Genomic DNA, 13,502 nt, shown 5'->3' with positions numbered 1-13,502 from the left:
CCCTCAGCGAACGCCGCACGGGCGCACGGCCACGACCGCATCTTCGTGCGTTCTCCACAGGCATTCGCTGGATCAATCCCGCCGGTTCGGACCCTCCGACCTGACCCTTGCACGCTTGGGCGCACAGCGTTTCTTGACGTCTTCGACCACCTGTCCGTCGGCCACCCGGCCCGCACCGCGATGACCGGCGTGGCGTTGGGATCGGCGTGGGCGTGATTGGCCGCCGCCCTGACAGACAAACCGCGCCTCATGGGGCAGTCGTCCGGGTGAGTGATGCGTCACTCACCACTCACCACTCCTCGTTACACCGAGCCGGAGAAGGCACGTACCATTTATTCACGCCCCAGGCTGGCCTTAGGGCGCCAGCCGTTCGATCACCCAGCCCCCATGCTCCTGTCGGACATAGCGGAAACGGTCATGCAACCGGTTTTCCCGCCCTTGCCAGAACTCGAACATGTCCGGCACGACGCGATAGCCACCCCAGAAGTCGGGCAGGGGAACCTCACCCTGGGAGAAACGGCGTGCCATCTCGGCGACCTTCATCTCGAGCAAGGCGCGCGATGGGATAACCTGGCTCTGAGGCGAGGCCCAGGCGCCGATCTGGCTGCCGCGCGGCCGGGTGGCAAAATAGGCCAGGGATTCGGCCGTCGAGATGGGTTCGGCGCGTCCGGTGATCTGGACCTGTCGCGCCAGGGCTACCCAAGGAAAGAGCATGGCAACTCGTGGATTGGTCGCGATCTCACGCGCCTTGCGGCTCTGGTAGTTGGTGAAGAAGACGAAACCGCGTTCATCGTAGAGCTTGAGCAATACGGTACGCGCCGAGGGTTGACCCTGGGCATCGACGGTACAGAGGGTCAGGCTATTGGGTTCGGGCAGATCGGCGGCGATGGCCAGCTCATACCAGAGCTGAAACTGCCGGATCGGATCTGGATCGAGTTCGGAGCGCGAGAGTCCATGCCCCATCAGCTCGCGCCTTAGGGTGTCGGGATCGATAGTCATTGGCAGGCCTCGCAGTTGGGATCCAGGAGCGAGCAGGCGCCGGGCGCGGTCGTGTCGTTCGACTTGGCGGTCTGCCGCCCGAGATAGTTACCCCCAACTGCACTCAGCCGATTGGCGCGGCTGGCATCGGCCAGGGTCGATTTCTCGACATGGGTTGCCCCCAGTGAACGCAGATAATAGGTCGTCTTTAGACCGCGCACCCAGGCGAGCTTGTAGAGGTTGTCGAGCTTCTTGCCGCTGGGTTCAGCCAGGTAGAGATTGAGGCTCTGGGCCTGATCGAGCCACTTCTGGCGCCGGCTGGCCGCCTCGACCAGCCAGCGCGGGTCGATCTCGAAGGCGGTGGCATAGAGCGCCTTGAGGTCATCTGGGATCCGCTCGATGGGCTGGAGCGAGCCGTCGTAATACTTGAGGTCATTGACCATGACCGCATCCCACAGCCCGCGCGCCTTGAGATCCGCGACCAGATAGGGGTTGACGACCGTGAACTCGCCCGAGAGGTTGGATTTGACAAACAGGTTCTGGTAGGTCGGCTCGATCGACTGGCTGACCCCGACGATGTTGCTGATGGTCGCGGTCGGGGCGATGGCCAGACAATTGGAGTTGCGCATTCCGACGCACTTGATCCGTTCGCGCAGGCGATCCCAATCCAGCGTGTGGCTGGTGTCCATCTGGAGATAGCCGCCGCGTCCCTGCTCCAACAGGCTGATGCTGTCGATCGGCAGGATGCCCCGACTCCATAGCGACCCCTCGAAGCTCGGATACCGCCCGCGCTCGGCGGCGAGATCCGCACTGGCCTCGATGGCGTAGTAGCTTAGGTATTCGGTGCTCTGATCGGCAAAGGCCACGGCCTCCAGGCTGGCATAGGGGATCCGAAGACGGTAGAGCGCGTCCTGAAAGCCCATGAGCCCCAGCCCCACCGGACGATGACGCAGATTCGAGGCGCGCGCCTGGGGGACGGTGTAAAAGTTGTAGTCGATGACGTTGTCGAGGAGGCGCATGGCGGTGCGCACGGTCCGGCGCAGGCGTTGGGTATCGAGCCCCTGGTCGGTGATGTGCGCGGCCAGATTGACCGAGCCGAGGTTGCAGACCGCGATCTCGTGGTCGTTGGTGTGCAGGGTAATTTCAGTGCAAAGGTTGGAGCTGTGCACCACGCCGACATGCTGGTTGGTGTAGCGCAGATTGCAGGGATCCTTGAAGGCGATCCAGGGATGCCCGGTCTCAAATAACATCGCCAGCATCTTGCGCCACAGATCCACGGCCTTGAGGCGTTTGCTGATCTTGAGTTCACCGCGCGCAGCGCGCTCCTCATAGGCGACATAGGCTTGCTCGAACGCCTGCCCGGTGAGGTCGTGCAGGTCCGGTGTCTCATCGGGCGAGAACAGTGTCCAATGCCCATCCTCGGCGACCCGCTTCATGAACAGATCCGGCACCCAGTTGGCGGTGTTCATGTCATGGGTGCGGCGGCGGTCATCACCCGTGTTCTTGCGCAGCTCCAGGAACTCCTCGATGTCGATGTGCCAGGTTTCGAGATAGGCACAAACCGCTCCGCGTCGCCGACCACCCTGGTTCACGGCGATGGCCGTGTCATTGGCGACCTTGAGGAAGGGGATCACCCCCTGACTCTTCCCATTGGTCCCCTTGATATGCGCGCCCAGGCCGCGCACCCGTGTCCAGTCGTTGCCCAGCCCGCCGGCAAACTTGGACAGGAGCGCATTATCCTTGATCGCACTGTAGATGCCGTCGAGATCGTCCGGCACCGTGGTCAGGAAACAGGAGCTTAGCTGCGGGCGAAGGGTGCCTGAATTGAACAAGGTCGGCGTCGAGCACATGAAATCGAAGCTGGAGAGCAGGTCATAGAACTCGATGGCGCGCTCCTCGCGTTCGATCTCGTTGATCGCCAACCCCATGGCCACGCGCATGAAGAACGCCTGCGGCAGTTCGAGGCGGATCCCCTCGGCGGTATGGATGAAATAGCGATCGTAGAGGGTTTTTAGACCCAGATAGCTGAACTTAAGATCGCGCTCCGGTTTGAGCGCCGCCCCGAGCCGTTCGAGGTCGTAGTGGGCGAGCCTGGGGTCGAGGTGACCGAGATCCACGGCGCGCTTGATATAGACCGCGAAATAATCGCCATAGCGTTCGGCCATGTCGGCCTGGGTTTCGACCCCGGTGGCCAGACCGAGAAAGTCGAGCGCCTCGCGTCGAAGGATGTCGAGCAGCAGACGCGCGGCCGCCTGGCTGTATTGCGGCTCGCGCTCGATCAAGGTCCGCGCCGACATCACCAGCGCCTGCCGTACATCGGCCTCGCGCACGCCATCGAAGAGATTGCGCAGGGCATCGCTCAGGATGGCATCGGGATCGACCGCGTCGAGATCGCGACAGCCCTCCTCTAGCAGACGCGCCAGGTGTGCCACGTCCAGCGGACGGGTCGAGCCATCGGCCAGGGTGACATGGATCGGGTGCAGTTCGCGCCGCGCTACCGTCGCGTCCGACTTGGCGGCACGCTCACGGGCGCGCGCCTCGCGATAGAGCACATAGTTGCGTGCGACCCGATGCTCGCCGGCGCGCATCAGCGCCAGCTCGACCTGATCCTGGATGTCCTCGATATGCACCGTGCCGCCGCCCGACAGCCGGCGGGTGAGGGCGCCGACCACCTGCTCGGTCAACTCGGCGACGCGATCGTGGATGCGACTGGAGGCCGCCGCTGCATCGCCCTCGACGGCGAGGAACGCCTTGGTCATGGCCACCATGATCTTGTTCGGATCGAAGTGCGTGACCTGGCCGTTGCGACGGATGACCTGGATCCGGCCTGGGACCTGACCGATGCCGCTGCTCTCGGTGCCGTTTGTCGTGGCTGTCTGGGGTGCGCCCGGATCGGTGTGGCGAGTCTGGGCGGTATGCTGAAGGATCAGGGTCAGGCGGTTGGCGGACATGGCTCCTCCCGGGGGAATGCTGGGGCCGGCGCCGCTCCCGGTTTGATGAGCGACACCCTAGGAAGCCGCTCAATATATACGTAAATAATACCAAGTCAACCACAACATATTGTGTCTTGGCGATGTTGAAGCCATCGCCTGGTTATCCGCCTCGCGGGGGCGCCGGCTTGCGGTCAATGCCGGTCGGACGTCTGAGCGGAATAGTCGTAGTGCTTGATCCGGCGCCGGACGTTGCGCTGGATGACGACCCCGAGTACCGACCACTCCAGCCCAGTGAGATCGATCTCGGGATAGAGCGGATTGAGGGCGACCAGTCGTTCACGTCCATCGGCATCGCGCACGTACTGGCGGAACCAGCGTACCCCCTCGACCTCGACAAAGATATAGCTCGGATTTGGGCAGCGGTCGTTGGGCTCGATGATGATGATACACCCGTCTGGGAACTCAGGCTCCATCTCGTCGCCGAGTACGCGCAGGGCAAAGGGTTCGCGCAGGGCGCAGCCCATGCCTTCAAGGATCGAATCCGTCATCATATGTCCTCATCGTGTTCAGTCTCACGGACGTTTAGCCGCTGCCCCTCATGAAGACCCAAGGCCAAATGAATCGTATCCTCGCCACCGAGCGCCCCCACGGCGACCGGCGCGATTGGCACAATCTGCGCGGCATGTTGCCCTATCTGTGGGAGTTCCGGGGCCGGGCGGCGCTGGCGCTCGGTTGTCTGGTGCTGGCCAAGGTCGCCACTGTCGGCGTGCCACTCATTCTGAAGGACATCGTCGATCGCCTCCAGGGGTCGCCCGCCCAGATCGCAATCCTGCCGTTCAGCCTACTGCTGGCCTATGGCGGACTCAAACTCAGTGCCGCGCTCTTTAACGAGCTGCGCGATGTGGTGTTCGCCCGGGTGCGCTATCGCGCCATGCGCCGACTCTCGACCCGGGTCCTGGGGCATCTGCACCGGCTGTCGCTGCGCTATCACCTGGAGCGCCAGAGTGGGGCCATCAGTCGCGACCTGGAGCGCGGCACCCGCTCGGTCTCGACCATCCTCAATTATCTGGTCTTCAGCGTGCTGCCGGTGGCGGTCGAGTTCGGTCTGGTGGCCGCCGTCATGATCGAGCGTTACGACCTGCGCTTTACGCTCGTGACCTTTGGGACGGTCGCGGTCTATTTCGCCTTCACCTTTGCCATCACCGAGTGGCGGATGGACTATCGTCACCGGATGAACTACCTGGACTCCCAGGCCAACACCCAGGCCTTCGACAGTCTCATCAACTACGAGACGGTCAAATACTTCAACAACGAGGAGCTGGAGCTCAAACGCTACGACGACACCCTGGCCGAATGGGAGGAGATGGCGGTCGCCAGCCAGACCTCGATGTCGGCGCTCAACTTCGGGCAGGGGGCGATCATCGCCATCGGGGTCACGCTGATCATGACGCTCGCCGCCCAGGGCGTGGTCCGCGGGGCCCTCAGCGTCGGCGACCTGGTGCTGGTCAATGCCCTGATGCTCCAGCTCTTCATCCCGCTCGGCTTTTTGGGGATCGTCTATCGTCAGATCAAATATGCCCTGGCCGACATGGACCTGGTGTTCAAGCTCCTGGAGCAACGGCCCGAGATCGCGGATCGACCCGGGGCCAAACCCCTGGTGCTCAAGCGGGGGGCGATCCGCTTCGAGCAGGTCGATTTCCACTATCAGCCCGAGCGCCCGATCCTGCACGGCATCGACTTCGCCATCGAGCCGGGCCAGAAGCTGGCGGTGGTCGGACACAGCGGCGCTGGCAAATCGACCCTGGCCCGGCTGCTGTTTCGCTTCTATGACGTCACGGGCGGGCGCATCCTGATCGATGGCCAGGACATCCGCGATCTGACCCAGGAGAGCCTGCGCGCCGCCATCGGCATCGTGCCCCAGGATACAGTGCTGTTTAACGAGAGCCTCTATTACAACCTCGCCTATGGTCGCCCCGCGGCCACCCGCGCCGAGATCGAGCGCGCCGCTGAGATGGCCCATATCCGCGCCTTCATCGAGGGCCTGCCCGATGGTTGGGATACCATTGTCGGCGAACGGGGGTTGAAACTCTCGGGCGGCGAGAAGCAACGTGTGGCCATCGCCCGTGCCATCCTCAAGCAACCGCGCATCCTCATCTTCGACGAGGCGACCTCATCGCTCGATAGCCAGACCGAGCAGGCGATCCAGCAGACCCTGGCCGAGGTGGCCGAGAACCATACCACCCTGGTCATCGCCCACCGGCTCTCGACCGTGGTCGATGCCGACTGGATTCTGGTGATCGAACAGGGACGCATCCGCGAGCAAGGGACCCATCGTACCCTGCTGGAGGCCGGCGGTCGGTATGCCGCGCTTTGGGAGTTGCAACTGCGTGAGGGGGCGGAGGGTCGGATCAATGTCGACGCCTGTCTTGAGGCATCCGTGCCCCCTCAGCGTCTGCAGGTTGCCCCATGCGGGCCATCGGACTGATGGCGCATCGATCCAGCCTCGACGCCAAGCGAGTGTCGCCATCCATCGCCGGGGTTCTAATCCACTTCCGGCTCTGAGTTATACTGGGGCGTGCCCCGTCGTGGCACAAATGGCATCAATACGCGGGCACATTCAGCGGGACCCTGATCCCTGGGGTGATGAGCAATGCAAGAAGGAGCCAAGAAACGACTCGTCGGCACCGTGGTGATCGTCACCCTGGCGGTGATCTTTGTGCCCATGCTGTTTGAGGATAAGTCGCTCGCGCCACCCCCTGTCCAGGGAACGCTTCCGCCAGAACCCGGATTCCAAGATCCATTCGTGTCCGGTGCACCCGACACCCGGGCCGGAACGCCGCCGCCGGTGTCTGGCACTATCAGCGATCTGACCGCTGAAGAGACACTTCTGACGCCGCCTCAGCCCATGCGGGGCTTCGAGGCCGACGAAACGGCATCTTTGGGGCACGAATCGGCGGAGGGCGCGTTCGCGCCGGTTCAGGAGCCTGTCTCGCCTCCAGCCAGGCCGACGCGCGAGAGCCGTCCGGCGACTCAAACGCCACCCCCGACAAAGAGTCAGGCCGCCAAGCCGCCTCAGCAGTCCCCTAGAGCGTCACAACAACCGGCCCCAGCGTCGCCGCCCAAGCCGGAGGCGCCTGTTTCCCTGCCGGAGCCCCCGAGATCACGCGCTGACGGACTGTCGTCCTGGGTGGTTCAGGTCTCCAGTCTCGGCTCGCCGGAGGCGGCCGGAAAATTGGCCGACAAACTCAAGCAGGCCGGATACTCGGCCTTCGTCGAACGCGCCGAGGTCGGCGGCAAGACGTATTATCGCGTCCGCGTCGGTCCGGACATCGATCGCGCCAACGCCGAGCGCACGGCCGAGATGCTGCGCAAACAGCAGAAGCTCGATACCCTCATTCAACGCTATCAGTAACCCTGTCCCAAACCAATGAATTGGGTCGATTACATTATCCTCGTAACCATTGGGCTCTCGGCCCTGGTCGGCGTGGCGCGCGGCCTGATTCGTGAGGTGCTATCACTGGGCACCTGGGTCGCGGCGCTTGTCATCGCCTGGTTCTTTCATCAGGAACTGGCCGACCTGCTGAGCGGGCAGTTAGCTCATCCGCTGGTCAGGAAGGGCGTGGCCTTCATCGGGCTGGTGCTGCTGGTGCTGATCGCCGGTGCCATCCTGGGCACGCTGCTAACGGCGCTGATTGACTCTGTGGGGCTGACGGGAGTCGATCGTCTGCTCGGGATGGCCTTTGGCGCCGCGCGCGGTGTGGTTCTGGTGTCCATGGCCGTCTATCTGGCGGCCCTGACACCCGCGCCGGACGATCCGGCCTGGAAGGAATCGACACTGATCAAGGATTTCGACTCAATCAGTCAGTGGCTGCTCAGCCTGATACCACCCGAACTCGAAAATCGCCTGAAACAGATCTGACCGGATCGCCTGCGGGCATCCTTAGAGATCAATCGTGGTCGCGATCCTCATAGACCCCAGGTTCGCGTTCGATCTCGAGTTTGAACTGCATCACGAGCGCCGCCAGGGCGGCGAGCGCCATCAGCATCGGTACGACCAGGATGAGGAGCGCAATGACGGCAAGACCGGCAACCAATGGGGCGTCCAGCAGGAGGCGCCCGTTCGGGCGGCGCACGATGAGGCGCCTGAGATTGCCTTGATTGATCAGATCCTTGGCCTTACCGAGCCAGTCCGTGTCGCTGAACGCGCTGTCCTCCGGTTGGCGCTGTCTGTCGCCGTTGTGCATGGATAAGCCCTCGGGTTCTGGATAGGGGTGTTGGTTGGAGAGTGGTGCATTCTAAACCGCGCCCCGGCGCATTCGCTGGGATTCAGAGTCCGTGGAGCGGGCCGGCCTCCATCGCAGCGATCTGTTCGCGCAGTTGCAGGATATGGTTCTGCCAATAATGCCTGTCTCCGAACCAGGTGAAGGCGGACGGAAAGGCAGGGTCGCTCCAGCGACGCGCGATCCAGGCGGCATGGTGGATCAGGCGTAGCGTGCGCAACGCCTCGATCAGATGCAGCTCGCGTGGGTTGAATTCCTGGAAATCCTCATAACCGGCGAGCACGGCCGCAAGCTGCCGACGCATCTCCTCGCGCTCGCCGGAGAGCAACATCCAGAGATCCTGAACAGCGGGCCCCTGGCACGCGTCGTCGAAGTCGACAAAATGCGGTCCGGCGTCGGTCCAAAGCAGGTTACCGAGATGACAGTCGCCGTGCAGCCGGATGTCCCGGATCGAGCCGGCGCGGACATAATAGTCGCGCGCGCCGCGCAGGGCCTGATCCACGACGCTGGTGTAGGCCGGTAGCAACTCGTCCGGAATCCACTGATGGGCGAGCAGGTAGTCGCGTGACTCGACGCCAAGGTGCGCGATGTCGAGGGTCGGGCGATGACGGAACGGTTCGACCGTACCGACGGCGTGGATGCGTCCGATGAAGCGCCCGATCCATTCTAGGACATCCAGGTCGCCCAACTCGGGATGACGTCCGCCACGCCGCGGCATCAGCGAGAAACGATAGCCGGCGAAGCTGTGCAATGTCTCACCACAGATGCGTAGCGGTGCGACAACCGGGATCTCCAGCTCGGCCAGGGCGAGCACGAAGGCGTGTTCCTCGCGGATGGCGGCATCGCTCCAGCGTCCAGGACGATAGAATTTGGCGATGACAGGCGCATCATCCTCTAGACCGATCTGATAGACGCGATTCTCGTAGCTATTGAGTGCCAACAGACGACCGTCAGGCCTCAACCCGAGATGCTCGACGGCATCGAGCACGCGGTCGGGACCAAGATCGGCATAGGGTGTAGGGTTGGCGATGTTCATGGCCTGATTCTAACGTGCTCGGGTCCAGGGGGCTCGGGTTCGTCGCGAACGCGTTGCGCCAGTGGCGCTCTGATCCTCAGCAAGATCAAGGGTCATGCGGCTAGACTCGCCATGGCAAGGCGTCTGAAACTACATAAACGGTTCGAGTTACACCGATCACACAAGATCTGGTCTCCGGTGCTTGGAGTCATCGCTGAAATTGCGTAGACTCGCCTGATTGAGTTCACCCGCGACAGCGACCTCAGAGACCAGAAACCATGCTGAATTGGGATGACCCACTCGCGACCCTCCGTGAGACGCCAAGCCGACCGCCGTCGCTGGAGCCCCAGATCCATCGAGGTTCAGGGCGCCGATCAGACACAGACGTTCATGGGTCTGCGACACTTCAATCGTCTTCTCCATACCAGGTTTATCCGCGTCCGGGCCGAGGGTTGGTCGATAACGCCTCGCGCATGACTACTGTAAGTGTGCCACTGAGCGTCGATCCCGATCCCTTTCGCTGTGCCAACCCGAGCCCGCAGGTTGATCTGCCGATCGAGGATTGCATCCTGCCAGGTCAGCGCTCGCGCCGTTCCGAGTCGGCCGCAGGTGGCGCCACCGGTCTGGAGGCGCTCGCTATGGGGGCAGAGCGGGTGCGTGTCGATGACAAGCGCATCATCAACTGCCGCGCCGATCTCAATCAGCTCGTGCCCTTCAAGTATGACTGGGCCTGGCAGAAGTATCTCGATGCCTGCGCCAACCACTGGATGCCCCAGGAGATCCCCATGAACGCCGATCTGGCGCTCTGGAAGGATCCACATGGGCTGACCGAGGACGAGCGCCTCATCGTCAAGCGCAACCTGGGCTTCTTCTCGACCGCCGACTCCCTGGTCGCCAACAACCTGGTGCTCGCGGTCTATCGCCACATCACCAACCCCGAGTGCCGCCAGTATCTGCTGCGTCAGGCATTCGAGGAGGCGCTACACACCCACGCCTATCAGTATGTGGTCGAGAGCCTGGGGCTCGACGAGGGCGAGATCTTCAATATGTACCGTGAGGTCCCCTCGGTGGCGCGCAAGGCCGAATGGGCGCTGCCCTTCACCCAGTCCCTGGCCGACCCCCATTTCAAGACCGGCACCCCGGAGAATGACCGGCGGCTCCTGCGCGAGCTGGTCGCCTTCTATGTCATCTTCGAGGGGATCTTCTTCTATGTCGGCTTCGTGCAGATCCTCAGCCTGGGCCGGCGCAACAAGATGACCGGCACCGCCGAGCAGTTCCAGTACATCCTGCGCGACGAGTCGATGCACATGAACTTTGGCATCGATGTGATCAATCAGATCAAGATCGAGAATCCGCACCTTTGGACGCCCGAGTTCCGGCAGGAATTGGTCGGCATGATCCGCGAGGCCGTGGCGCTAGAGGCGGCCTACGCCCAGGACACCATGCCGCGTGGGGTGCTCGGGCTCAATGCCCAGATGTTCGAGGAGTATCTTCGATTCATCGCCAATCGCCGCTGTATCCAGATCGGGCTCCCCGAGCAGTATCCGGGGGCGACCAACCCCTTCCCTTGGATGTCTGAGGTTTTGGATCTGAAGAAGGAAAAGAACTTCTTCGAGAGCAGGGTCACCGAGTATCAGACCGGTGGCACGCTGAGCTGGGACTGACTACTGATTAACCCGGCCCTTAATCAGCTCGGGTTAATACGGATGCGGCCCCCGCCCGCCCTTTCGAGTATCGACGATGAGAATCAGCGTCTATCGCTACAGTCCGGATGTCGACCAGCGCCCCCGGATGCAGGACTACGAGGTCAAGACCTTCCAGGGCATGATGTTGCGCGACGCCCTGCTGGAGGTAAAACGACAGGACGAGTCCTTCAGCTTCCGGCATTCCTGCGGTGAGGGGGTCTGTGGATCGGACGCGGTCAACGCCAATGGTCGCAACGTACTGGCCTGCATCACCCCGATCAGCGAACTCAAGACGCCGATCCGGATACGCCCCCTGCCGGGGCGCCCGGTCATTCGCGATCTGGTCGTCGACATGACCCAGTTCTATGAGCAATATCGTGCGGTCAAGCCCTATCTGGTGCGCAAGGATCCACTGCCCGAGCAGGAGATCTTGCAGACCCCAGCCGATCGCGACCGGCTCGATGGTCTCTATGAGTGCATCCTCTGTGGGAGCTGTTCCACCGCCTGTCCGTCCTTCTGGTGGAATCCAGACAAATTCCACGGGCCGGCGGCGTTGTTGCAGGCGTGGCGCTTCCTGGCCGACAGCCGGGATCAGGCGACCGAAGAGCGGCTCGATGCCCTGGAGGGGCCATACAAACTCTTCCGCTGTCATAGCATCATGAACTGCGTCGAGGTCTGCCCCAAGGGGCTCAACCCGACCCGCGCCATTGGACGCATCAAGGAACTGATGCTCGAAAAGGGGTTTTAGGTGTTTGCCCTCGCCCATTCAAGACAGTGTCCAACCGATGAACCGCCCGATCTTCAGCGTCTGCGCTGGCAGTGTCGGCGCGGGATGCTGGAGCTGGATCATCTGCTCGAGCGTTTCCTCGATCTCGGCTATGCCCAACTGTCCGCCGCCGAACGCCGGGACTTCGTCGCATTGCTCGGCCAGCCGGATCCTCAGCTAAGCGACTGGTTCATGGGGCGCTCCGAGCCGTCCGAGCCGCAGCTGCGTGCACTGGTGGCGCGGATCCTCACCGTTGCGAGCGCATCGCCGCGCCCCGGCTGACGGTATGGACAGCCATCGAGTCTATCCGCCGCTGATCCTGTTCCCGCGCGTTTCGCTACGGCTCCTCGTTTTAGCCCTGGCGACACCGGTTCTGTCTCTAGCGGTGATCGCGGCCTTATCGCTCGACTGGCGACTGGGCGGGCCGCTGGTCCTGGTTGTGTTGTTTGATGCTTGGCGCACGCTGTGGACCGAGGTACTCAGGCGTGCGCCCCATTCGATCCGAGGCGCAACCTGGCACCCGGATGGCTCCTGGACCCTGCAGCTCGTTTCCGGGCACGAGATTGAGGTGCGGCTCTCACCGGCGACCTTCGTGAGCCCCTGGGGCGTCTCATTGGTATTCGTGCTCGGACGTCTAAGGCGGGTTGTTTTGGTGCTCGGTCCGGATTCGCTCGACGCCGAGACCTTGCGCCGTCTGCGTTGGCGTCTGCGACTCGTGGGCGAGCCTGTCGAGACGGCCTGAAGACTGAATCAGCGAACCGCGGGAAAGCAACGACCATGCGAGTTCTGGTGACGGGTGGGGCGGGCTACATCGGCAGCCATATCTGTGTGGAGCTGCTCCAGGCGGGAGTCCATGTGGTCGCGCTCGACAATCTCTGCAACAGCCAGGAGGAATCACTGCGCCGAGTCGGCGCGATTACAGGACGGGCGCTGGGCTTCTTCGAGGCCGATCTGCGCGATCGTGAGACGCTCGACGAGATCTTCAGCCAGGGCCGGTTCGATGCCGTGATCCATTGCGCCGGACTCAAGGCGGTGAGTGAGTCGGTCGCGCATCCACTGGAGTATTACGACAACAATGTCCAGGGTACGCTGACGCTCTGTCAGGCGATGGCTGCCGCCGGGGTGCGCGATCTCGTCTTCAGTTCCTCGGCGACCGTCTATGGCGAACCGGCGACCGTGCCGATTCGCGAGGATTTTCCCCTAGGTCCGACCCATCCCTATGGGCGCTCGAAGCTGTTCATCGAGGAGATCCTGCGCGATCTGTCTGTCTCTGATCCGCGCTGGAACATCGCGCGGCTGCGCTATTTCAATCCGGTCGGGGCGCACGAGAGCGGGCGCATCGGCGAGGATCCGAACGGGATCCCGAACAATCTCATGCCCTATATCGCTCAGGTGGCGGTCGGGCGGCTCCAGCGTCTGCGCGTCTTCGGCAGCGATTATCCGACGCCGGACGGGACCGGGGTGTACGATTACATCCATGTGGTGGACCTGGCGCGCGGTCATCTGGCGGCCCTGCACAAACTGCAAGAATCACCGGGCGTGGTCACTTACAATCTCGGGACCGGGCGCGGTTACAGTGTGCTGGAGGTGATCGCGGCCTTCGAGCGGGCAATCGGGCGTCCAATCCCCTATGACATCGTCGAGCGTCGGCCCGGTGACATCGCCTGCTGTTATGTCGATCCGTCGCTCGCGCGCGATGAGCTGGGCTGGAGCGCGGCATACGACCTAGAGCGGATGGTGGCCGACACCTGGCGTTGGCAGTCGCAGAATCCAGATGGATACGGAGCACGGCCTTGACACTGCCCCTTTCGTTTCTTCAACGCCCCAAGCAGCGGCGTCGTGGGT

The 13,502-nt window shown here is 62.9% G+C and carries 13 protein-coding genes; 8 read left to right on the top strand and 5 right to left on the bottom strand.

What is annotated here, in order from left to right:
* Positions 1-354: 354 nt before the first annotated feature.
* The 3 genes from pdxH to E6P07_RS08700 form a co-directional block, all read right to left on the bottom strand.
* Positions 355-999, bottom strand: a complete 645-nt coding sequence (pdxH, locus tag E6P07_RS08710; RefSeq protein ID WP_153975244.1) for a pyridoxamine 5'-phosphate oxidase — start codon at positions 997-999, stop codon at positions 355-357.
* Positions 996-3,929, bottom strand: a complete 2,934-nt coding sequence (locus E6P07_RS08705) for a ribonucleoside-diphosphate reductase subunit alpha (protein WP_153975243.1) — start codon at positions 3,927-3,929, stop codon at positions 996-998. Before E6P07_RS08705 ends, pdxH begins: the two co-directional genes overlap by 4 nt.
* Positions 3,930-4,102: 173 nt before the next feature.
* On the bottom strand, positions 4,103-4,462 hold the full coding sequence (locus E6P07_RS08700) for a S24 family peptidase (RefSeq protein WP_153975242.1): 360 nt from the start codon (positions 4,460-4,462) through the stop codon (positions 4,103-4,105).
* 65 nt (positions 4,463-4,527) lie between these two features.
* Between E6P07_RS08700 and E6P07_RS08695 the strand changes: the two genes are divergently transcribed.
* From E6P07_RS08695 to E6P07_RS08685, 3 genes are all read left to right on the top strand, one after another.
* A complete protein-coding gene (locus E6P07_RS08695) occupies positions 4,528-6,396 on the top strand; it encodes an ABCB family ABC transporter ATP-binding protein/permease (RefSeq protein WP_246172800.1) in 1,869 nt (622 codons plus the stop codon).
* 165 nt (positions 6,397-6,561) lie between these two features.
* Complete coding sequence (locus E6P07_RS08690; RefSeq protein ID WP_153975241.1) at positions 6,562-7,323, top strand: SPOR domain-containing protein; 762 nt, start codon at positions 6,562-6,564, stop codon at positions 7,321-7,323.
* 15 nt (positions 7,324-7,338) lie between these two features.
* Entirely contained in the window at positions 7,339-7,830 is a 492-nt protein-coding gene (locus E6P07_RS08685) for a CvpA family protein (protein WP_153975240.1), read from the top strand.
* Positions 7,831-7,858: 28 nt separating this feature from the next.
* On the opposite strand, the gene E6P07_RS08680 is transcribed toward E6P07_RS08685, so the two are convergent.
* Both E6P07_RS08680 and E6P07_RS08675 read right to left on the bottom strand, forming a co-directional pair.
* On the bottom strand, positions 7,859-8,155 hold the full coding sequence (locus E6P07_RS08680; protein WP_153975239.1) for a DUF4342 domain-containing protein: 297 nt from the start codon (positions 8,153-8,155) through the stop codon (positions 7,859-7,861).
* Positions 8,156-8,237: 82 nt separating this feature from the next.
* Complete coding sequence (locus E6P07_RS08675; RefSeq protein ID WP_153975238.1) at positions 8,238-9,227, bottom strand: serine/threonine protein kinase; 990 nt, start codon at positions 9,225-9,227, stop codon at positions 8,238-8,240.
* 257 nt (positions 9,228-9,484) lie between these two features.
* Between E6P07_RS08675 and E6P07_RS08670 the strand changes: the two genes are divergently transcribed.
* From E6P07_RS08670 to galE, 5 genes are all read left to right on the top strand, one after another.
* Positions 9,485-10,870, top strand: a complete 1,386-nt coding sequence (locus tag E6P07_RS08670; RefSeq protein ID WP_153975237.1) for a ribonucleotide-diphosphate reductase subunit beta — start codon at positions 9,485-9,487, stop codon at positions 10,868-10,870.
* A gap of 76 nt (positions 10,871-10,946) precedes the next feature.
* Positions 10,947-11,639 (top strand): succinate dehydrogenase iron-sulfur subunit, encoded by a 693-nt coding sequence (locus E6P07_RS08665; RefSeq protein WP_153975236.1) that lies wholly within the window; start codon positions 10,947-10,949, stop codon positions 11,637-11,639.
* Positions 11,640-11,939 carry an FAD assembly factor SdhE gene (locus E6P07_RS08660; protein ID WP_281346813.1) on the top strand — a complete coding sequence of 100 codons (300 nt, stop codon included), beginning with the start codon at positions 11,640-11,642 and terminating at the stop codon, positions 11,937-11,939.
* A 4-nt stretch (positions 11,940-11,943) separates the two neighbouring features.
* On the top strand, positions 11,944-12,399 hold the full coding sequence (locus E6P07_RS08655; RefSeq protein WP_246172798.1) for a protein YgfX: 456 nt from the start codon (positions 11,944-11,946) through the stop codon (positions 12,397-12,399).
* Positions 12,400-12,434: 35 nt separating this feature from the next.
* Complete coding sequence (gene galE, locus E6P07_RS08650; RefSeq protein ID WP_153975235.1) at positions 12,435-13,454, top strand: UDP-glucose 4-epimerase GalE; 1,020 nt, start codon at positions 12,435-12,437, stop codon at positions 13,452-13,454.
* The last annotated feature ends 48 nt before the right edge of the window (positions 13,455-13,502 follow it).

Origin of the sequence: Thermochromatium tepidum ATCC 43061 (genome assembly GCF_009664085.1) — a bacterium.
Taxonomy (GTDB): domain Bacteria; phylum Pseudomonadota; class Gammaproteobacteria; order Chromatiales; family Chromatiaceae; genus Thermochromatium; species Thermochromatium tepidum.
Note: the sequence above shows the minus strand (reverse complement) of the source record. Positions and strands in the feature narration are given on the sequence as shown.